Source organism: Rhodanobacter ginsengisoli (assembly GCF_042657065.1).
GTDB classification, from domain to species: domain Bacteria; phylum Pseudomonadota; class Gammaproteobacteria; order Xanthomonadales; family Rhodanobacteraceae; genus Rhodanobacter; species Rhodanobacter ginsengisoli.
This window is the reverse complement of sequence record NZ_JBHSNF010000002.1, coordinates 410,650-430,425: the sequence shown is the minus strand read 5'-3', so window position 1 is coordinate 430,425 and position 19,776 is coordinate 410,650. Positions and strand designations below refer to the sequence as shown.

Annotated in this window: 15 protein-coding genes and 4 tRNA genes; 13 read left to right on the top strand and 6 right to left on the bottom strand. The window is 62.6% G+C overall.

The features are described from left to right. Nucleotides 1-16: 16 nt before the first annotated feature. The 9 genes from ACFPPA_RS11170 to ACFPPA_RS11130 all read left to right on the top strand — a co-directional run bounded on the left by ACFPPA_RS11170 (nucleotide 17) and on the right by ACFPPA_RS11130 (nucleotide 9,072). A tRNA-Leu gene (locus ACFPPA_RS11170) sits at nucleotides 17-101 on the top strand. Nucleotides 102-191: 90 nt separating this feature from the next. Further along, on the top strand, nucleotides 192-1,484 hold the full coding sequence (tig, locus tag ACFPPA_RS11165; RefSeq protein WP_377320689.1) for a trigger factor: 1,293 nt from the start codon (nucleotides 192-194) through the stop codon (nucleotides 1,482-1,484). Nucleotides 1,485-1,520: 36 nt separating this feature from the next. Further along, nucleotides 1,521-2,150, top strand: coding sequence for an ATP-dependent Clp endopeptidase proteolytic subunit ClpP (gene clpP / locus ACFPPA_RS11160; RefSeq protein WP_377319843.1), 630 nt, complete (start codon nucleotides 1,521-1,523; stop codon nucleotides 2,148-2,150). A gap of 109 nt (nucleotides 2,151-2,259) precedes the next feature. Then, a complete protein-coding gene (gene clpX / locus ACFPPA_RS11155; RefSeq protein WP_377319841.1) occupies nucleotides 2,260-3,552 on the top strand; it encodes an ATP-dependent Clp protease ATP-binding subunit ClpX in 1,293 nt (430 codons plus the stop codon). Nucleotides 3,553-3,737: 185 nt separating this feature from the next. Beyond that, entirely contained in the window at nucleotides 3,738-6,212 is a 2,475-nt protein-coding gene (lon, locus tag ACFPPA_RS11150; protein WP_377319839.1) for an endopeptidase La, read from the top strand. A 348-nt stretch (nucleotides 6,213-6,560) separates the two neighbouring features. Continuing rightward, nucleotides 6,561-6,833: an HU family DNA-binding protein gene (locus ACFPPA_RS11145; RefSeq protein ID WP_072756969.1), complete on the top strand. Its 273-nt coding sequence runs from the start codon at nucleotides 6,561-6,563 to the stop codon at nucleotides 6,831-6,833. Between the two features lie 20 nt (nucleotides 6,834-6,853). After that, nucleotides 6,854-6,928 (top strand) — tRNA-Val (locus ACFPPA_RS11140). 8 nt (nucleotides 6,929-6,936) lie between these two features. After that, nucleotides 6,937-7,013: transfer RNA gene (locus ACFPPA_RS11135), tRNA-Asp, on the top strand. A gap of 148 nt (nucleotides 7,014-7,161) precedes the next feature. Further along, a complete protein-coding gene (locus tag ACFPPA_RS11130; protein WP_377319837.1) occupies nucleotides 7,162-9,072 on the top strand; it encodes a SurA N-terminal domain-containing protein in 1,911 nt (636 codons plus the stop codon). Between the two features lie 238 nt (nucleotides 9,073-9,310). On the opposite strand, the gene ACFPPA_RS11125 is transcribed toward ACFPPA_RS11130, so the two are convergent. Together ACFPPA_RS11125 and gloB are read right to left on the bottom strand one after the other, a co-directional pair. Next, nucleotides 9,311-10,594, bottom strand: coding sequence for a LysM peptidoglycan-binding domain-containing protein (locus tag ACFPPA_RS11125; RefSeq protein ID WP_377319835.1), 1,284 nt, complete (start codon nucleotides 10,592-10,594; stop codon nucleotides 9,311-9,313). Beyond that, nucleotides 10,510-11,274: a hydroxyacylglutathione hydrolase gene (gene gloB, locus ACFPPA_RS11120; RefSeq protein ID WP_377319833.1), complete on the bottom strand. Its 765-nt coding sequence runs from the start codon at nucleotides 11,272-11,274 to the stop codon at nucleotides 10,510-10,512. The genes ACFPPA_RS11125 and gloB overlap by 85 nt, the downstream gene beginning before the upstream one ends. A gap of 245 nt (nucleotides 11,275-11,519) precedes the next feature. On the opposite strand from gloB, the gene ACFPPA_RS11115 reads away from it, so the two are divergent. From ACFPPA_RS11115 to dnaQ, 3 genes are read left to right on the top strand one after another with little or no spacing between them, the layout of a single operon-like run. After that, a complete protein-coding gene (locus tag ACFPPA_RS11115; protein WP_377319831.1) occupies nucleotides 11,520-12,206 on the top strand; it encodes a methyltransferase domain-containing protein in 687 nt (228 codons plus the stop codon). Nucleotides 12,207-12,232: 26 nt separating this feature from the next. Continuing rightward, nucleotides 12,233-12,676, top strand: a complete 444-nt coding sequence (gene rnhA, locus ACFPPA_RS11110; RefSeq protein ID WP_377319829.1) for a ribonuclease HI — start codon at nucleotides 12,233-12,235, stop codon at nucleotides 12,674-12,676. Then, nucleotides 12,673-13,380 (top strand): DNA polymerase III subunit epsilon, encoded by a 708-nt coding sequence (gene dnaQ, locus ACFPPA_RS11105; protein ID WP_377319827.1) that lies wholly within the window; start codon nucleotides 12,673-12,675, stop codon nucleotides 13,378-13,380. Before rnhA ends, dnaQ begins: the two co-directional genes overlap by 4 nt. A gap of 28 nt (nucleotides 13,381-13,408) precedes the next feature. Here the strand turns inward: dnaQ and ACFPPA_RS11100 are convergent, their stop codons facing one another. Next, nucleotides 13,409-14,110, bottom strand: a complete 702-nt coding sequence (locus tag ACFPPA_RS11100; protein ID WP_377319825.1) for a PP2C family protein-serine/threonine phosphatase — start codon at nucleotides 14,108-14,110, stop codon at nucleotides 13,409-13,411. Nucleotides 14,111-14,221: 111 nt separating this feature from the next. On the opposite strand from ACFPPA_RS11100, the gene ACFPPA_RS11095 reads away from it, so the two are divergent. After that, nucleotides 14,222-14,311: transfer RNA gene (locus ACFPPA_RS11095), tRNA-Ser, on the top strand. A 366-nt stretch (nucleotides 14,312-14,677) separates the two neighbouring features. Here ACFPPA_RS11095 and ACFPPA_RS11090 read toward each other — a convergent pair. From ACFPPA_RS11090 to ppsA, 3 genes are all read right to left on the bottom strand, one after another. After that, nucleotides 14,678-16,072, bottom strand: a complete 1,395-nt coding sequence (locus ACFPPA_RS11090; RefSeq protein ID WP_377319824.1) for an outer membrane protein transport protein — start codon at nucleotides 16,070-16,072, stop codon at nucleotides 14,678-14,680. Nucleotides 16,073-16,194: 122 nt separating this feature from the next. Continuing rightward, nucleotides 16,195-17,001, bottom strand: a complete 807-nt coding sequence (locus ACFPPA_RS11085; RefSeq protein WP_377319823.1) for a TetR/AcrR family transcriptional regulator — start codon at nucleotides 16,999-17,001, stop codon at nucleotides 16,195-16,197. 294 nt (nucleotides 17,002-17,295) lie between these two features. Continuing rightward, nucleotides 17,296-19,668: a phosphoenolpyruvate synthase gene (gene ppsA / locus ACFPPA_RS11080; RefSeq protein ID WP_377319822.1), complete on the bottom strand. Its 2,373-nt coding sequence runs from the start codon at nucleotides 19,666-19,668 to the stop codon at nucleotides 17,296-17,298. Nucleotides 19,669-19,776: the final 108 nt, after the last annotated feature.

Below are 19,776 nucleotides of genomic sequence, written 5' to 3'. Positions count from 1 at the left end.
AGGCAAGGGTGGCAAGGCGAGAGTGGCGGAATTGGTAGACGCACCAGATTTAGGTTCTGGCGGTTAACCCCGTGGGGGTTCGAGTCCCCCCTTTCGCACCATGTCCCATTGATTTCATTGGATTTTCAAGGCGGCGATGTCGCCATGGCGCCTGTGGCAGGCCCACAACATTGGTAGTACCAGGAGACGTCATGCAGGTTTCGGTTGAAAACATCGGCACGCTCGAGCGCAAGCTCACCGTGAAATTTCCCGCTGAGCGGTTCGAGACGCAGGTGAGCGCGCGGATTGCTGAAATGGGCCGCACGGTTCGCCTGAAGGGTTTCCGTCCGGGCAAGGTGCCGACAACGGTGATCAAGCAGCGTTTTGGCGAGCAGGTGCGTGGCGAAGTATTGTCCGACCTGATTGGCAGCACGCTGCGCGAGGCGGTGGAGCAGGAAAAGCTGCAGCCGATCGCGAATCCGGCGATCAACACCACCGGCAAGCCGGAGAACGGTGAAATCGCGTACACCGCGACCTTCGAGATCATGCCGGAGCTCCCCGCTGTCGATGTGTCGGCGCTCGAGATCCACCGCCCGGTGGCGGAAGTGACCGATGCGGACATCGACAAGATGCTGGAGACCCTGCGGCTGCAGCGCCGCAGCTTCGACGAGGTCGATCGCGACTCGGTCGAAGGCGACTTCGTGATGTTCGAGTACACCGCCGCCGCGGGCGACTATCGGTTCCCGGTCGAGGGGATGGAGCGAGCCGGCAGCGTGCTTGGCTCGGGCACCCTGTTCAAGGCGCTGGATGAAGCGTTGACTGGCCGCAAGGCCGGTGACAGCTTCGAGACGGAGATCGCTTTCCCGGAGGATTTCCGTAACGAGCATCTGGCTGGCAAGACTGCCCAGGTGAGCTTCAGCATCATCAAGGTGCAGGAGCCGAAGCTGCCGGATATCGACGCCGAGTTCGCCAAGCTGTTCGGTATCGACGATGGCGACCTGGAAACCTTCCGCAAGGAGGTTCGCGCCAATCTCGAGCGCGAACTGAAGGCCGCGCTGATGGCGCGCCTGAAATCCGAAGTGGCTGAGAAACTGGCCGACGCCCATGCCGATCTGGATGTGCCGAAGCTGATGGTGCAGTCCGAGGCGCGCAATCTGGCCGCCGGCAACGTGCCGCAGGGTCAGCAGCCGCCGCCGCAACTCATCGATGCCGCCATGCCGATCGCGCGCAAGCGGGTGATTGCCGGCTTGCTGATGGGTGAAGTCGCCCGCAAGCAGGAGCTCAAGCTGGACCGTGCACGCATTGCCGAGCAGTTGGCCGCGATCGCCTCGACCTACGAAGAGCCGGAAAAGGTCATTGAACTCTACAATGGCGACCCCCAATTGATGTCAGGGCTGCAAAATCGTGTTATGGAAGATCAGGTGGCCGAATGGGTGGCGGAACATGCCAGGACCACCCTGCAGGACCTGAGCTTCGATGACGTGATGCGCCCGGCTAACGCCTGAGCCATTGCCAGGCCCATCAACCGGAGAGCTGCAAGCATGGCCATGGATCAGATCCAGAACCTCAATTTGGTGCCGATGGTCGTCGAGCAGACTGCTCGCGGCGAGCGCTCCTATGACATCTACTCGCGTCTGCTGAAGGAGCGGGTGATTTTCCTGGTCGGCGAGGTCAACGATCAGGTGGCCAACCTGATCGTCGCGCAGATGCTGTTCCTCGAGTCGGAGAATCCGGACAAGGACATCAACTTCTACATCAACAGTCCGGGCGGTGCGGTCACCGCGGGCCTGGCCATCTACGACACCATGCAGTTCATCAAGCCGAATGTCAGCACCATGTGCATCGGCCAGGCGTGCAGCATGGGTTCGTTCCTGCTGATGGCCGGCGCCAAGGGCAAGCGCTTCGCCCTGCCCAATTCGCGCATCATGATCCACCAGCCTTCCGGTGGCGCGCAGGGGCAGGCTACCGATATCGAGATCCAGGCACGGGAAATCCTGTATATCCGCGAACGGCTGAACAAGCTGTACGTGGAACATACCGGTCAGCCGCTGGAAAAGATCGAATTGGACATGGAGCGGGATCGCTTCATGAACGCGGTCGATGCCAAGACGTATGGCCTGATCGACGAAGTGCTCGACAAGCGCTCCGGTGAAACGGTGAAATCGGCCTGATTTCCAGGTTTTACCCCAGAGTCCCGAGATGGGCTCTGCGTCTGCAAGCAGACGCGGAGCCCTGTGTTATTCTCGCGACGCATCCAGATTTACCAGCGGGATCGAGAGTATGAGTGACGACCGGCAGGGGCGTTCCAGCGACAGTGGCAAGATTCTCTATTGCTCCTTCTGTGGCAAGAGCCAGCATGAGGTACGCAAGCTGATTGCGGGCCCGTCTGTGTTCATCTGCGACGAGTGCGTGGAACTGTGCAACGACATCATCCGCGAGGAACTGGAGGAGAAGGCCGCGTCTGGCCGTACCCAGCTTCCCAAGCCCCGTGAGATCCGCGAATCGCTGGATCAGTACGTGGTCGGCCAGACCCGCGCCAAGAAGGCGTTGGCGGTTGCGGTGTACAACCATTACAAGCGGATCGAATCTCGCCAGAAAAGCGACGATATCGAACTGGGCAAGTCGAACATCCTGCTGATCGGACCGACCGGCTCGGGCAAGACGCTGCTGGCCGAAACACTGGCGCGTCTGCTCAATGTGCCGTTCACGATCGCTGACGCCACCACGCTGACCGAAGCGGGCTACGTCGGTGAGGATGTCGAGAACATCATCCAGAAGCTGCTGCAGAAATGCGACTACGACGTCGAAAAGGCGCAGTCGGGCATCGTCTACATCGACGAGATCGACAAGATTTCGCGCAAGAGCGAAAACCCGTCGATCACCCGCGACGTGTCCGGCGAAGGCGTGCAGCAGGCGTTGCTGAAGCTGATCGAGGGCACGCTGGCGTCGGTACCGCCCCAGGGTGGCCGCAAGCACCCGCAGCAGGAGTTCCTGCAGGTCGACACCAAGAACATCCTGTTCATCTGCGGTGGCGCGTTTGCCGGCCTGGAAAAAGTCATTCAGCAGCGTTCCGAGAACACCAGCATCGGTTTTTCCGCCGAAGTGCGTAGCAAGGAACGTACCGAAAACCTCGGCAAGGTGCTGGCCGATGTGGAGCCGGCGGATCTGGTGCGTTTCGGCCTGATCCCGGAGTTCGTCGGACGGTTGCCGGTGGTCGCTACGCTGGACGAGCTGGACGAGGCGGCGCTGGTAAAGATTCTCACCGAGCCGAAGAATGCGGTGACCAAGCAGTTCAAGAAGCTGTTCGAGATGGAGGAGGTGGAGCTGGAGTTCCGCCCCGAGGCGCTGCTGGCGATCGCCAAGAAGGCGCTCAAGCGCAAGACCGGCGCACGCGGCCTGCGCACCATCCTCGAGCAGGTACTGCTCGACACGATGTACGAGCTGCCGTCGCTGGAACATGTCAGCAAGGTGGTGGTGGACGATGCCGTGATCGACGGCCAGGCCGAACCCTACCTGATCTATCGGGGCAATCTGCAGCAGCGCGTAGCTGCCGACGGCGGCGATGCGGCCTGAATCCTGACCCTGAACCGTTTTGCGATGCCTGCATTGACCACGGCTCCGGTGAAATCACCGGAGCCGTTCTGTTTTGGTGCCCCGCACGCCTTGAGTGAACGCCTGGTTGCCTCCACTTGACGTGTTAACCCACCCGGCGCAGTGTCGGGATGAATCCAGATCCGAATCCGAGGGACCCCACTTCCATGGCCAAGAACGCCCCCCTTCCTGAAGCGCTGGACGCCCTGCCGGTGTTGCCGTTGCGCGACGTGGTGGTCTATCCACACATGGTCATTCCGCTGTTTGTCGGTCGCGACAAATCCATGCGCGCGCTGGAGCGTGCGATGGAAGGCGAGCGACAGATCCTGCTGGTGGCCCAGAAAAGCCCGGATATCGATGATCCCGAGATTGCCGACCTGCATCAGGTCGGTACGCTGGCCGGCGTGCTGCAGCTGCTTAAATTGCCCGATGGCACGGTCAAGGTGCTGGTCGAGGGTCAGTCACGGGTGGCGGTCGAGGATATCCAGGACGAGGGCGGCATGTTGGTAGCCCGTTCGCGCCTGATCGAGCCGGTCTACAACGTCAAGGAGCGTGAGCTCGACGTGGTGTCGCGCACACTGATTTCGCTGTTCGAGCAACTGGTCAAGCAGAGCCGCAAGTTGCCGCCGGAAGTGCTCGCCAGCCTGTCGGGCATCGACGATCCGTCGCGCGTTGCCGACTCCATCGCTGCGCACCTCTCTGTACGCATGGCCGACAAGCAGAAGGTGCTCGAGACTGCCGACGTCGGGCAGCGGCTGGAACTGCTGATCGGGCTGGTCGACGGCGAGATGGACCTGCAACAGGTCGAGAAGCGCATCCGTGGCCGGGTCAAGTCGCAGATGGAGAAAAGCCAGCGCGAGTACTACCTCAACGAACAGATGAAGGCGATTCAGAAGGAGCTCGGAGACAACGAGGAGGGCCCGAACGAGATCGAGGAGCTGCAGAAGAAGATCGAGACCTCCGGCATGCCCAAGGCCGTCTTGGCGAAGGCGCGCCAGGAGTTCGGCAAGCTCAAGCAGATGTCGCCGATGTCCGCCGAGGCGACCGTGGTGCGCAACTATCTCGACTGGCTGGTCGGGGTGCCCTGGAAAAAGCGCAGCAAGGTACGCAAGGACCTGCAGATGGCGCAGGAAGTGCTTGATGCCGATCACTTCGGCCTGGAAAAGGTCAAGGATCGCATCCTCGAATACCTCGCCGTGCAGCAGCGCGTGTCCGTGATGAAGGGCCCGATCCTGTGCCTGGTCGGGCCGCCCGGCGTGGGCAAGACCTCGCTCGGGCAGTCGATCGCCAAGGCGACCAACCGGAAATTCGTGCGCATGAGCCTGGGCGGGGTGCGCGACGAAGCCGAGATTCGTGGGCATCGGCGCACCTATATCGGTTCGATGCCCGGCCGCATCGTGCAGAACATCAACAAGGTAGGCACCAAGAATCCGCTGTTCGTGCTGGACGAGATCGACAAGATGTCGATGGATTTCCGTGGCGATCCGTCATCGGCGCTGCTTGAAGTGCTCGATCCGGAGCAGAATCATGCGTTCAACGATCATTACCTCGAGGTCGATCTCGACCTGTCCGAGGTGATGTGGATCGCCACCGCCAATTCGCTGAACATCCCCGGTCCGCTGCTCGACCGCATGGAGGTGATCCGCATCCCCGGTTACACCGAGGACGAGAAGCTCGGTATCGCGCAAAAGTATCTGTTGTCCAAGCAGCTCAAGGCCAATGGCCTGAAGCCGGAAGAACTCAGCGTGAGCGAGGACGCGTTGCGCGATATCGTGCGCTACTACACGCGCGAGTCGGGCGTGCGCAACCTGGAACGCGAGATTTCCAAGATCTGCCGCAAGGTGGTCAAGGAGCTGACCCTCGGCCAGGTGAAAAAGGCCAGGGCGAAGGCATCTTCGGCCAAGGCGACCAAGGCCGGGACACGGCCTGATGCGGGGCGGGTCAAGGTGGACTCGGCCAATCTGCAGCATTATCTGGGCGTGCGCCGCTTCGATTTCGGCCGCAAGGAGCTGCAGAATGAAATCGGCCTGGTAACCGGGTTGGCCTGGACCCAGGTCGGTGGTGAGTTGCTCAGCATCGAAGGTTCGGTGGTGCCAGGCAAAGGCCGCCTGGTGCATACCGGCCAGTTGGGTGACGTGATGAAGGAGTCGATCCAGGCGGCGCTCTCGGTAGTGCGCGCGCGCGCCGACCAACTGGGCATCGACCCGGACTTCCACCAGAAATTCGACATACATATCCATGTACCGGAAGGTGCCACGCCGAAGGACGGCCCGAGTGCCGGCATCGCCATGTGCACGGCGCTGGTGTCGGTGCTGACCAAGGTCCCGGTGCGCTCCGAAGTGGCGATGACCGGTGAAATCACCCTGCGCGGCCGCGTGCTGCCGATCGGTGGGCTCAAGGAAAAACTGCTTGCCGCGCATCGCGGGGGGATCACCACGGTGATCATTCCGGAGGAGAACAAGAAGGATCTGGCGGACATGCCGGCCAACATCACCTCTTCGCTGGAGATCCATCCCGTGCGCTGGATTGATGAAGTGCTGGACATCGCACTGGAACGGCCACTGCAGCCGAACAAGGCCAAGGATGACGCGCCCGCCGCGGTGGTGGGCGAGCCCGCGGAAGGGCACTCGCTGACGCATTGATCAGGCAGCCCTGCTGGGGCTGCATTTTCTCTCGGTCGTGCCCTGTTTCGACAGGGCGCGTTCAGGTCGCTGTTGCAGTCGATCGATGACCTCGCGGCATAGTCCTCTGGCGCTCGTTTTGCAAGCTATTTCGCGCACCGCCGATCTGCCGGAAGCGTTGCTGCAGCTCGTGTTGCGGATTCCGGCAAGGCACTGGTATAAAGGCGATACCGCAATCCCGGCGTTGTTCGCGAGCGCAGCGATGCGGGGTTGCGTTACGGCGTTCAACAAGAGCCAACCATCCATGTCGTTGTTGTTTTGTCTTCCGGGCAGACCACACCGGCGAAATCCGAGCAAGGGAGTTTTTCAATGAACAAAACCGATCTGATCAATGCCATCGCCGAAAAGGCCGAACTGACCAAGGCTGACGCAGGCCGTGCTCTCGAAGCCTATCTGGAAGCCGTGCAGAAGTCGTTGAAGAAAGGGGAGGACGTTTCGGTGGTGGGCTTCGGTACGTTCACTGTGCGCAAGCGCGCTGCTCGCACCGGCCGCAATCCGCGTACCAACGAAGCGATCAAGATCAAGGCGTCGAAAGTGCCTGCGTTCAAGGCTGGCAAGACCCTCAAGGATGCCCTAAACTAAGCGGCTTGCGCTTGGTTTCGGGGTGCTTAGCTCAGCGGTAGAGCGTCGCCCTTACAAGGCGGTGGTCGTAGGTTCGATCCCTACAGCACCCACCAGATAGTGCGGAGTGGTAGTTCAGTTGGTTAGAATGCTGGCCTGTCACGCCGGAGGTCGCGGGTTCGAGTCCCGTCCACTCCGCCATAGTTCGCAAGGGCGCCCGCGTGGCGCCCTTGTCATTTGAGTCATGTGAGTTTGTTGGCGTGCCTTGAACGATCGGACGCGCGCTGGTGAGGCAACTCGTGCCTCGCGCGCACTAAGCGTTTTCAACCACAGTTGCGGGAACATTTCAATGCTGCAGGCAATGCGTAACAAGTTGCACGGCTGGCCATCCATCATCGTGCTGGGTATCGCCGTACTGGCGATGTCGTTGTTCGGCATGGAGCGTTACTTCACGTCGGGCAACGATACGTTCGTGGCGAAAGTGGGCAAGCAGGAAATCAGCCAGCGCGCCTTTCAGGATCGGATGAACCAGTTGCGGCAGCAGGCAAGCGCCCAGCAAGGCGAGCACTTCGATGCCAGCATTTTCGAAAAGCCCGAGACCAAGCAGCGCGTACTCGACGCGATGATCGATGAGCAGTTGCTGCTCCAGGCCAATACCGAGTGGGGCATGCGCGTATCCGATCAGGCCGTACGCGACTACATCGGCGCGATCCCCGCATTCCAGGTCAACGGCCAGTTCGATCCGATCAGTTATCGCGCCTGGCTGGTCAGCCAGCGCAAGACGCCGGAAATGCTGGAAAGCGACATCCGCGAGTCACTGTCGGCCCAGTTGCTGCCTGACGCGATCAACGACAGCACCATCACAAGCGATGCCGCGGTCGACCAGTTTCTGAGCCTGCTGACCCAGCGCCGCGACCTGCAATATTTCCTGCTGCCCAAACCGGCACTGGCTGACAACCAGGTCAGCGATGCCCAGATCGAAGCGTGGTACAAGGCCCATCTGGCCGACTACATGAACCCGGAACAGGTCTCGCTCAAGTACCTCGAGGTCAATGCGGCCGACCTCAAGCTCGATGTGGCACCGAGCGAGGACGAGCTCAAGAAGCGCTATGCCGATGAAAAGCAGCGTTTCGTGCAGCCGGAACAGCGGCTGGTTTCGCATATCCTGATCAACGTGCCGACCAATGCCACGCCGGAACAGCAGAAGGCCGCGCTGGCGAAAGCCGAGAAGATCGCGGCCGAAGCCAATCCCGGCAACTTCGCCAAGCTGGCCGAACAGGATTCGCAGGATCTGGGTTCGAGACGCCAGGGTGGCGATCTGGGCTGGCTGGAAAAGGGCGTGACCAATGCCGCGTTTGATTCGGCCATGTTCGCCCTGGACAAGGGTCAGATTTCCAAGCCGGTGCTGTCTTCCGACGGGTATCACATCATCTGGCTGCGCGATGTACGCAGCGGCGAATCCAAGCCGTTTGCCGAAGTACGTGACCAGCTGGTCAAGGAAGCGACCGCGGCCGAGCGCGATCGCAAGTACAACGAACTCGCCGGCAAGATGGCCGACAACACCTACCAGAACCCCGCATCGCTGGAACCGGCCTCGACGGCATTGGGCTTGCCGATCAAGAGCACTCCGCTGTTTTCGCGCGAGGATGGTCAGGGCCTCACGGCGAACCCGAAAGTGGTCGCGGCAGCCTTCAGTGATGATGTGCTGGTCCAGGGCAACAACTCCGGCTTGATCGATCTGGGCAACGACCACTCGGTGGTGATCCATGTCGACAAGCATGTGCCGGCCGCTGCCCGGCCGCTGGCTGAAGTGCGTGCAGACGTGCAGAGGAGGATTCTCGACGAGCGCATCGCCGCCGTGGCAAAGAAGCAGGCCGATGAAGCGCTGGCACGCCTGCGCAAGGGCGACTCGATGCCGGTGGTGGCGAAGTCGCTTGGAGCCACGGTCGTCAGCGTGAAGGACGCCGTGCGCGGACAATCCGTCGAGGTGCCGGCACCCCTGCTGGCGCAAGCCTTCCTGGTGCCTCATCCGGCGGCCGCGGACAAGCCGCAGTTCACCACCGTCGACATGCACGACGGCAACTATGCACTGCTGGCGGTGGACAAGGTGGAGGGCGGCGACCTGTCCAAGGTGCCGAAGGAACAGCGCGAGGCGTTGCGTCGTCAAATGGCCCAGGCTTACGGCTCCGAGGCGACGCGCGAGCTGATCGAGATGCTCAAGGCCGGGACCAAGATCAAGATCAACAAGAACCTGATGTAAGCGGTCGCACGAGATTCCCTTGTGGGAGCCAAAACAGAAAGGGGCGGCCATGGGTCGCTCTTTTCTTGTATGGCTTGGACGGTCCGGGGGCCTCGCTGCAAGTCGTGAACAGTCTGGTGAAGGGCTTGGTCGTTGATGAGCGACCCGTCCCCGGCGCCTCAGTCCACAGTGATCGCGCGGCCAGTGGCGCACCACCGGAAGTTTTCCGGGCAAGCACGAGCAGACGGGCGCCGCGGATTCACCGGGTCACGCTCACCTGCAGCACTTGACCGGGCTTGAGGGTGTGCCCGTGCAGGTGGTTCAGTCGCTGCAGTTGGGTGATGTCCATCGAGTAATCGCGGGCGATCTTCCACAGACTCTCGCCGGGCCTCACGGTATGACTCCTGTACGACGCCTTTCCGGCTGAAAGGCGGGGGGGTGTTGTCTCGTCCGTCACATGGACCGGACGGTCGCCGCCGATCTCAGCGTGAAACTGCTCCGGCAGCGCATCGCGAAACTGCTGGGCATGAGTGGCCGGCAGGATCAGGTACGAGGCGGCATTCGCGTCAATCATGTCGCTGCGAAACGCGGCGTTGAGATGTTTCAGCGCGTCCACGGACATGCCGGCACGATCCGCAGCCCGCGCCACCGGCATCGAGCCCGCTATGGCCATCTGTACGAGACGCTGCTCGGCGGGAAGGGTCGGCAGGCTGACATTGAAGCGGCCCGGCTCGCGCACCACGCAGGCCATGGCCAGCAATTTCGTCAGATGCTCGCGGGTGACCCGGCGCACGGGCCAGTCCGGAATCACCGGCCGGTCGGGCGGCAGGCCATGTTTGCGGATGATCTTGCGCACGCTGAATTCGCCGGCGTTGTAGGCATAGTCGGTCACCCGCCAGTCATGAAACTGGTCCTGATACTGCCTGAGCAGCTTCATCACCGCATGGGCGGCGACCGGCATGTCGAGTCGACCGTCATAGTCGGCATCGACGCGCAAACCCATGGCTCCGGCGGTGATCGGCATGATCTGCCACATGCCGGCCGCTCGGCGTCTGCGCGCGCGGACCGGCTGGAAGTGGCTTTCCACCCAGGGCAGCAGTACAAATTCACCGGCAACGTCGTATTGAGCGGCGACCTGCTGCACATAGACCAGCCGCGGCAGCACAGCCCGCAGGTGCTTTTCGAATTGTTCCGGATTGCGCGTATACCGCCTGGCCCAACCCAGCGCGGCGGGGCTGGCGTCACAGTCGTTCATGGCAAAGCTGCTGCGCAGTCGATCCCACACGTTTCCCGCCGCGGCCGGGGCGGATTCGGTGGCTGGTGGCGCCATCGCGGGAGCGGTTTCCACGGCAGCGGGATGGGTCTGGATTGCCGGCTTGGGCGATGTCTGCGACGGCACGCTGGCGCATGCTGCAAGGAGGATCGACAGGGCCGGTGCGAAGAGTCGAAGTCGCCTGATCATCCGCGAAATGCATCCTTGGCGCCGCGGATGGCGGCAAAACGGTCGACGCGATCGCCTTCGATACCGTGCTGCCGGCACCACCCGATGATCGCTTCGCTGTCGACCCGCAAAAACGGGTTGGTCGCCAGTTCGCTGGCGAGGGTCACGGGCAGCGTAGGCAGCTGCCTGGCACGCAGTTCGGCAACTACCTGGAGCCGCTGCAGCAACGCGGGATTGGTCGGTTCGACCGGACGCGCAAAACGCCCGTTGGCTTCGGTATATTCGTGCCCGCCGCAAACCAGGGTCTCTCCCGGCAGCTTCGACAGGCGATCGAGCGAAGCGAGCATCTGCGCCGGCGTGCCTTCGAACAGGCGGCCGCAACCGAGGCTGAACAAGGTATCCCCGCATAGCAGCAGGCCGGCTCCGATGTAGGCAATGTGACTGAGCGTATGGCCCGGAATCGCGATCACCTCAAAGCTGACGGACGGTGAGGCCAGTTCGACCCGGTCGCCATCGCGTACCCGCTCTGTCGCACTGTCGATGCGGTCATCGACGGGGGCATATACCGGGACGGCATGCCTCGCGCGCAACGCCGCCGCACCACCGATGTGATCGTTGTGGTGATGGGTCAGCAGGACCGCACGCAACCGCAGCTTCCGTGCGGTCAGGGCCTGCTCGACGACTTCCGCGTCCCCCGGATCGACGACGATGGCTTGGCCCGCATCGTCATGCAGCAACCAGATGTAGTTGTCGGCCAGCGCCGGTAACGGTATGAGATGCACGATGAGCTCCGCTGCGTTCGAGAGATATCCGATGGGTTTCGGATATCCGCCCTGATCAACCACAGACGCAGCCATCCCGGGCGCGCATGAAGCGTCCGACTATAAAGTGGCTTTGGCGCCGGCTCGTTATCAGGGTGTTAACAGGCAGGCTTGCGGTTCAGCACTGCGTAGCAGTTCCGCAGGATCTGCGATCTGCAGCCGCCAGCCGCTACACTCTTGATTCGGATGGAGAGTAGGTCGGCTGCATGCATCAACGTGATGACGACATCTATGCCAGTGCACCGATGCGCCGGTTGCTGGATGCGCAGACGCGCGTGCTTGCGCCCGAGTTGCAACGTTGCTTCGGTACGCATGCGTTGTTGCTTGGCGCCTCCGCTGACGACTCGCCGCCAGCGCTACCGATGCTGGGTTGCTGGACCAGGCTGCACATCGACAACGGCCGTTACCGCGGTGATCTGCAAGCGTCGGCGGATGAGCCATTGCCGTTCATCGACGATGCGTTCGAGTTGATATTGTCGCGCCATGCCCTGGAAGTGGCCCCGCACGCTTCGGCCTTGTTCGCCGAGGCGGTTCGCGTGCTGGTCCCCGGGGGGGTGCTCGTGCTCTGCGGCGTGCACCCGCTCAGTGGCTGGTCGCCCTGGTTCTGGTGGCATGCGCGTGGCAAGTCACAAGCCCTGCAGATGCCGTTGCAGTTGCGGCGCAACCTGCAGCAGGCCGGGCTGGAGATCGAACGGGTGCGGCGGGTGGGCAGCTTCTGGCCGGGTCTGGCGATGACGGGCGAAGCATCGTCCCGCGCCCTGGGCGGCGGCTATGTGCTTATTGCACGCAAGCGTCGGCGCATGGCCACGCCGCTGCGAATCAAGTCGGTGCCGGTCAGGGTGCCGGCAAATGGTCGGTTGTCGCCGGGCACCCGGCGCAGCTCGGCACTGTGAATATTTGATGGAATACGTGAGCAACGATGAGCGAAGTGGAAGCATTTACCGATGGTGCCTGCCTGGGCAATCCGGGTCCCGGTGGCTGGGCCGCACTGCTGCGTGCCAAGGGCAGCGAGCGCATGGTGGCGGGCGGTGATCCCGCGACCACCAACAACCGGATGGAGCTGATGGCAGCCATCGGCGCACTGGAGGCGTTGAAACGGCCTTGCCGGGTGGTTCTCACCACGGACTCGCGCTACGTGATGCAGGGTATCGAGCAATGGGTGCCGAAATGGCGCGCCAACGGCTGGCGCACTGCCGACAGGAAGCCGGTGAAGAACCAGGATTTGTGGCAGCGCCTGTCTGATGCGGTCAGTACCCATGAGGTGCGCTGGCATTGGGTGCGTGGCCACAACGGCCATGTCGAAAACGAGCGGGTGGATCAGGCCGCGCGCGAACAGGCCGAGCTGCTCAGGGGCAGGGGATGAGGCAGATCATCCTCGACACCGAGACCACCGGACTGGAGGTTCGCCAGGGGCATCGTTTGGTCGAGATCGCCTGCGTCGAGATGGTCGAGCGCCGGCTCACCGGCCGGCACTACCAGACCTATCTCAATCCGGATCGGGCGATTGACGAAGGTGCCCGCCTGGTTACCGGCATCGAGGACGAGTTCCTGCTCGACAAGCCGCGTTTCGCCGAGGTGGTGGATGAGTTCCTGAGTTTCATCGACGGCGCCGAACTGGTCATCCACAACGCCAGTTTCGATATCGGATTCCTGGACGCGGAGCTGGCGCGGCTGGAGCAGGGGGTCGGTCGTATCAGCGATCGCTGCAGCGTGCTGGACACCCTGGCGATGGCGCGCGAGCGCTATCCTGGCCAGCGCAACAGCCTCGATGCCTTGTGCAAGCGGCTGGGCGTGGACAATTCGCGCCGGGATCTGCATGGCGGCCTGATCGACGCCCAATTGCTCGCCGAAGTCTATCTGGCGATGACCTCGGGTCAGGTGGGGTTCGACCTGGCTTTCGAGGGCGCAGCCGAGCAGCGCGATGTCGTGGTGGCCACCCCGACGGTCCTGCGCGTGCGGCCGTTCGTGTTGCGCGCATCGCCGGGAGAGCTGCAGCAGCACGAGCAACGCCTGAATGCGCTGGACAAGAGTGCGGACGGTCAGAGCGTTTGGCGTCGGCTGAGCTGATCGCTGTTGGCGGCGAAACCCGTGGCGTTCAACGGCAGCGCACGATGAGGACGGTAATGTTGTCGTCTCCACCACTGTCGAGTGCGCTCAACAACAACTGATCGACGCATTCTTGCGCACCCAGGTCGGTGCGTGCGACGGTGCGTGCGATTGCCGCATCGGTTACGCCCTCGGTCAGCCCGTCGCTGCATAACAGGAAACCCATGCCCGGCTCCAGTCGGCCGCGCGCCATGCCGATCTGCAGCTGTTCGATCGCGGTCACGCCCAGCGCCTGGGTGAGCAGATTGCGTTGCGGATGCTGCGAGGCAAGGGCCGGATCGAGCTGGCCATTCTCGACCAGCGCCTGTACCAGGGAGTGGTCGTGGCTGATCTGCCGCAGTTCCTGCTTCCACGTGTAGACCCGGCTGTCGCCGACCCAGGCAACCTCGTAGCTGTCGCCGGTCGCGTGCAGCACGGCGATGGTCGTGCCCATCGGCAGGATGTCGACGCTGTGCCGGGTGAGGGCCAGCAGTTGCTCGGCGGCGCCGCGTACCGCCCCGATCAGATTTTTCCCCTGGGTGACCAGGTCCACCACGGCATCGCGCACCAGCGCGGACGCCACCTCGCCATGTTGATGGCCCCCCATGCCGTCGGCGACCAGAAACAGGCCGAGTGAGGCATCGGCGTAGTAGGTGTCCTCATTGCGTGTGCGGCGCAGGCCGACATGCGTTCCGTGTCCGAATTCGATCATGGGTTTTCAGTTGGGGCGAGCCGTCGCAGCATGCCGGAAGAGCCGGTTGTTGTCACGGCAAGTTCGCTCGCGTATTATTCCCGGCTCGCATGCGCCACCATGCAACTCACTGGAGAGGTGGCAGAGTGGTCGAATGTACCTGACTCGAAATCAGGCGTACGTGTAAGCGTACCGTGGGTTCGAATCCCACCCTCTCCGCCAGAAAAGCAAAACGCCCCCTCGTGGGGCGTTTTGCTTTTCTGGCGGTGACGGCTGGGTGAAAACCCACCGGGTTCGACGAATTCGCCCAGAGCGAATTCGGACAGCCGAAGGCTGGCCCTGGAGCGCAGAGCGCGAAAGGGCGAGTCCCATGGATGGGACGAGCAATCCCACTCTTCACGTAGCGGGATCCTTCATCGAAGCTGGGCGGTTTGCTTTCTGATGGCGCGAGCTGGGCGAGGCCCCACCCATGCTCTCCTGCCTCGGATCGGGTTTCTCTCTCTCTCATCAAAGCGTCTCGAGAATGAGGCGCCCAAAAGACAAGGGCCGCTTGCGCGGCCCTTATCTTTCACTTGCCTGGCGTCACGCTCAGAACTGGTAGGTGCCGGTCAGGCTGATCACGTCACCGTGGTCCTTGAACTTGCCGACCATCGTGCTGGCGCCAAGACCGACCTGGTTGGTCAGGTTGACGGGCGTATCGCTGACGAACTGATGCTGATAGCCCAGGTCGACGCCCATGTGATCGGTGGCCTGGTAACCCACGCCAAGGCCGACCAGTCGACGCGAGCCGTCGGGGATGCGCGGGTCGCGACTGATGATGTTGGTCGGGGTCTCGTCGTAACCGACGCCGGCACGCAGGGTCCACTGGGCATTCAACTTGTAGTCACCGCCGATGGTGTACTCCATGCTGTTCTTGTAATCCTGCGGCAGGCTGACCAGAGTCTGGCCATTGGAAGTCAGCGTGAGGGTCTTGAAGCTGGACCACTGGGTCCACTTGATCGAGCCGGCGACGCTGAGCCGATCATTGAAAGCGTGCAGCCAGTCCAGACTGGCGAAAGCCGGTGTGTCAAGCGTGGCGCTGGCCTCACCGCCGGCGGGGTTGAGCACCGGCAAGCCGGCAGTCGGGAACTGCAATGGCCCCCCCTGGATCAGGGCCTTCGCGAGCGGGCCACCGTACAGTTTGTAGTTGCCGCTCAGCGTCTGACCAATGCGCGAGTGGTAACTCAGCCCGATCGAATCGGCCGTGGTGGGCTTGTACTCGAAACCGACAAAGTAGCCGACCGCATTCTTTTTGACGTTCACGTTGAGCTGCGCGTCGGCGGTTTGTGGCGGGCCATACAAGGCGATGGAGGCTCCGCCCGTCAATGCGGCGGCGGTACCGGTGGTATCCAGCACGGTGTTCAGCTGTGCCTTGGTCCGCTGACCCACCACACCCACGCCGATGGCAAACTGGTCGTTGACCTTGAAGCCGGCCGAGACGCTCACGGCGATCGACTTCACGCTGGTCTTGGTGCCGAAGTAGCGCCCTCGCCACGTGGGGCTGTATTCACTGATCAGGCCGTATGGCACCGTCACGCTGCCGCCCAATGTCAGGCGGTCGTTGACCGGTGCGGCGAACGCCATGTTCGGAAACGGAACGAACTTGCCGAAGCCATTCGGGTTGCCACCGGTGGTCGGGTTGCCTTGCGAATCCTTGGTTTCACCCTCGAACTGGGCGCTGGGACGGATGCCGGTACCGGTGATCTGAAGCACCGGGGCAGTGAAGAATGCCATGGCTGCTGGATTGTTGTAGACCGCCGTCGGGTCGTTGGCGAACAGCGAACCACCGGCATTCGCGCGCGCCCAGCCAGCTGCGTTATCGGTGGGAAGCTGGAACGAGCCGGCTTCGGCCCGAAGTGGCAGAACCAGGGCGGCGGCGACGGCCAGGGCGAGGCTGGCTTGGGTGCTGAGTCGGGTAAGGCGTTGCGCGTTATGACGGTTCACGTTGGTTCTCCTGTGAAAAGGTCCGAAGGGGTGCCCGCTGATTTCGATGGGTTCTTTTGTGCGGACTGATACTGGGGCAAGTGGCCGGCGATGCCGGAATCGTTGGTGGTAGGAGATTTTTCCTAGGAGGCCAGCCTCCCTTCCCTCATCCATTGCGGGGCAGTGGGGTCGCCATGCAATTCCTGTGCTGGGTCCGCCGAAGGTTCCGTGTTGGTGTTGGCTATAGCGGTTGCGCTGTCCAGTTTCAGCAATTGCTCGATCACATGGACCTGCGCTGGGGTGCCGAATGGTGCGGTGAGGATGGGCGAAAGCAGTGAGATCAGTCGCGCAAGCAGTTCGGCGTCGTTGATCGACTCACCTTTGTTGATGCTGGTGATCAGCTGCTGCATGTCCTCACCGGCCAGCATGCCGGAGAGTGCCTTCAGGGCGAAGTGCAGCCGCAAACCGAGTTCCTGCCGTGGCAGCATGGGTAGCGCACGTGAAAATGCCTCGAAGAAGCGCCCGGAAATCGGCCGGTAATGTGCCTGCAGATAACTGCGGATGAAAGGTGAGGGATCGCTGTAGACTCGACCGAGCAGGCGCATGAAAGCGGGGCCGGCTGCGCTGCCGTGACTGAGCCGAAACGCCGGGATGAACATCATGCCCAATACAGCGGCAGCACCAAGACCCTCGGGATACTGTTGCTCGCAGGCACTCAGCAATTGCAGGCGCTCGCGATTGAGCCGATCCAGGCGTTGCGACAGCAACTCCTGCACCAACGCCTCCTTGCTGCCGAAGTGATAGTTCACCGCCGCCAGATTGGCGCCGGCCCGGGTGGTGATGTGACGCAGTGACATCGCCTCGTAACCGCTTTCGATGAACAGCCATTCGGTGGCCTCGAGCAGTCGCTTGCGGGTATCGCGATGGCCGGTGCGCTGAGTTTTGCTCAAGTGGTTGCCCCATGGCGCGCAGCGGAAATGATGATGGCACGTGCTTCAAATCGAGGATTGAAACGTGTGTATGAACGCTACTGGTGAAGGCACACCCGGGCAAGCTGCAGTGCACGAGATGTAAAAATGATGTTCAGGCGGTGATGTAAAAACGTGAGTCGAGGCGTCCAGCCCTTGTTGTGCTTGGTCGACGCGACGATTTGCCTCGAGGCGCACGCAACAAAAAGGCCGGATCACTCCGGCCTTTTTGTTGCGCTGCAATGCGAGCGCCGGTGTCGCCGACGATCAGATCCTTCAGTTCGCCTTCTTTTTCGCCAGGCGCAGCCAGGTATCGACCACGGTGTCGGGGTTCAGCGAAAGCGACTCGATGCCTTGCTCCATCAGCCATTCCGCCAGATCGGGGTGGTCGGACGGGCCCTGGCCGCAGATGCCGATGTACTTGCCCTTGGCGCGGGCCGTCCTGATGGCCATGGCCAGCAACTTCTTCACCGCCGGATCGCGCTCGTCGAAGAGGTTGGCGACGATGCTGGAGTCGCGATCGAGGCCGAGGGTGAGCTGGGTCAGGTCGTTGGAGCCGATCGAGAAGCCGTCGAAAATATCGAGGAACTCGTCGGCCAGCAGCGCATTCGAGGGCACCTCGCACATCATGATGACCTTCAGCTCGTGCTCGCCCTGCTTGAGGCCGTTCTTCGCCAGCACCTCGATGACCTTGCGGCCTTCGTCCAGGGTGCGCACGAACGGGATCATCACCCAGACGTTGTCCAGGCCCATCACTTCGCGCACGTGTTTGACGGCCCGGCATTCCAGGGCGAATGCCTCGGCGAAGCTCGGGTCGACGTAGCGGCTGGCACCGCGGAAGCCGATCATCGGGTTTTCCTCATGCGGCTCATACCGTGCGCCGCCGAGCAGACCGGCGTACTCGTTCGACTTGAAGTCGGACAGGCGCACGATCACCGGCTTCGGGTACACCGAGGCGGCGATGGTGGAGATGCCTTCGGCCAGACGGTCGACGTAGAAGCTCACCGGATCGGCGTAGCCGGCGATGCGCTCGTCGATCTTGGCCTTGGTCGCGGCGTCCTGCCGGGCGTATTCCAGCAGCGCCTTCGGATGCACGCCGATGTGGCTGGCGATGATCATCTCCAGGCGGGCCAGGCCGATGCCGGCGTTTGGCAGCATGCCGAAATCGAACGCGCGCTCGGGGTTGGCCACGTTCATCATGATCTTCAGCGGCGCCTCGGGCATGTCGCCCAGATCGGCGGTGATGCGCTCGAATTTCAGGATGCCCTCGTAGATCGTGCCGGTGTCGCCCTCGGCGCACGACACGGTGACCTCGGTGCCGTCCGGGATCAGATCCAGCGCGTTGCCGGTGCCGACCACGGCCGGGACGCCCAGCTCGCGCGCGATGATCGCCGCGTGGCAGGTGCGGCCGCCGCGGTTGGTGACGATCGCGGAGGCGCGCTTCATCACCGGCTCCCAATCGGGGTCGGTCATGTCGGCGATCAACACGTCGCCCGCCTGCACCTTGTTCATGTCGCTGAGCGAGCGGATCACGCGTGCCTTGCCGGCGCCGATCTTCTGGCCGATCGATCGGCCCTCGGCCAGCACCTTGCCTCTCTCGCTGAGGTGGAACCGTTCGAGCTGGGTGGCATGCGAGCGCGATTTCACCGTCTCCGGGCGTGCCTGCACGATGTAGATCTTGCCGGTGTGGCCATCTTTCGCCCACTCGATATCCATCGGGCGGTCGTAATGCTCTTCGATGATCAGCGACTGACGCGCCAGTTCCTGCACGTCGTCGTCGCTGATGCAGAACCTGTTGCGCAATTCGATCGGGGTGTCTTCCGTCCTGACCCGTTCGCCCGGCGCGCTGGAATAGACCATGCGCAACTGCTTGGAGCCGAGGTTGCGGCGCAGAACCGCCGGCTTGCCCTGGCGCAGGGTCGGCTTGAACACATAGAACTCGTCCGGGTTGACCGCACCCTGCACGACCATTTCGCCCAGGCCGTAGGAGCCGGTGATGAACACCACGTCGCGGAAACCCGACTCGGTGTCCAGCGTGAACAGCACGCCGGACGCGCCGACGTCCGAGCGCACCATCAGCTGCACGCCGGCGGAAAGGAACACATCCTCGTGCTTGAAGCCCTGATGCACGCGGTAGGCGATCGCACGGTCGTTGTACAGCGAGGCGAAGACTTCCTTGACCTTGTGCAGGATGTCGTCGATGCCGATCACGTTGAGGAACGTCTCCTGCTGGCCGGCGAATGAGGCATCCGGCAGATCCTCGGCGGTGGCCGACGAGCGCACGGCCACCGCGATGTCGTCGGTGCCTGCGTCCTTGCACAGCTTGTTGTAGGCCTCGCGAATCGCCTGCTCGAGTTCACCGGGCAGGGCGGTGTCGACGATCCAGCCGCGGATTTCCTTGCCGGCGGCAACCAGGGTGTCGACATCATCGACGTCGAGGGAGGCCAGTCGATCCTGGATGCGGCGAGCCAGGCCGCTCTTTTCGAGATACTGCTGGAATGCGCCGGCCGTGGTCGCGAAACCGCCGGGGACGGAGACACCGAGTTTGGCGAGGTTGCCGATCATCTCGCCGAGCGAGGCATTCTTGCCGCCGACCTTGCCCAGGTCGGTCATGCGCAGTTGGTCGAGCCAAAGCACCAGGTCGTTCAAGGGAAGTCTCCTTGGAAAGCTTTTTGAAGGTAACGGAAGGGATTTGGTGCACAGGCCCTGAGTGGGCTGCAAAGGACTGGTATTGTCCGCTGCCGATGGTGCGAAGCA

Coding starts and splice junctions, on each gene's coding strand:
- tig (WP_377320689.1), top strand. CDS start 192: ATGCAGGTTTCGGTTGAAAACATCGGCACGCTCGAGCGCAAGCTCACC.
- clpP (WP_377319843.1), top strand. CDS start 1,521: ATGGCCATGGATCAGATCCAGAACCTCAATTTGGTGCCGATGGTCGTC.
- clpX (WP_377319841.1), top strand. CDS start 2,260: ATGAGTGACGACCGGCAGGGGCGTTCCAGCGACAGTGGCAAGATTCTC.
- lon (WP_377319839.1), top strand. CDS start 3,738: ATGGCCAAGAACGCCCCCCTTCCTGAAGCGCTGGACGCCCTGCCGGTG.
- ACFPPA_RS11145 (WP_072756969.1), top strand. CDS start 6,561: ATGAACAAAACCGATCTGATCAATGCCATCGCCGAAAAGGCCGAACTG.
- ACFPPA_RS11130 (WP_377319837.1), top strand. CDS start 7,162: ATGCTGCAGGCAATGCGTAACAAGTTGCACGGCTGGCCATCCATCATC.
- ACFPPA_RS11115 (WP_377319831.1), top strand. CDS start 11,520: ATGCATCAACGTGATGACGACATCTATGCCAGTGCACCGATGCGCCGG.
- rnhA (WP_377319829.1), top strand. CDS start 12,233: ATGAGCGAAGTGGAAGCATTTACCGATGGTGCCTGCCTGGGCAATCCG.
- dnaQ (WP_377319827.1), top strand. CDS start 12,673: ATGAGGCAGATCATCCTCGACACCGAGACCACCGGACTGGAGGTTCGC.
- ACFPPA_RS11100 (WP_377319825.1), bottom strand. CDS start 14,110: ATGATCGAATTCGGACACGGAACGCATGTCGGCCTGCGCCGCACACGC.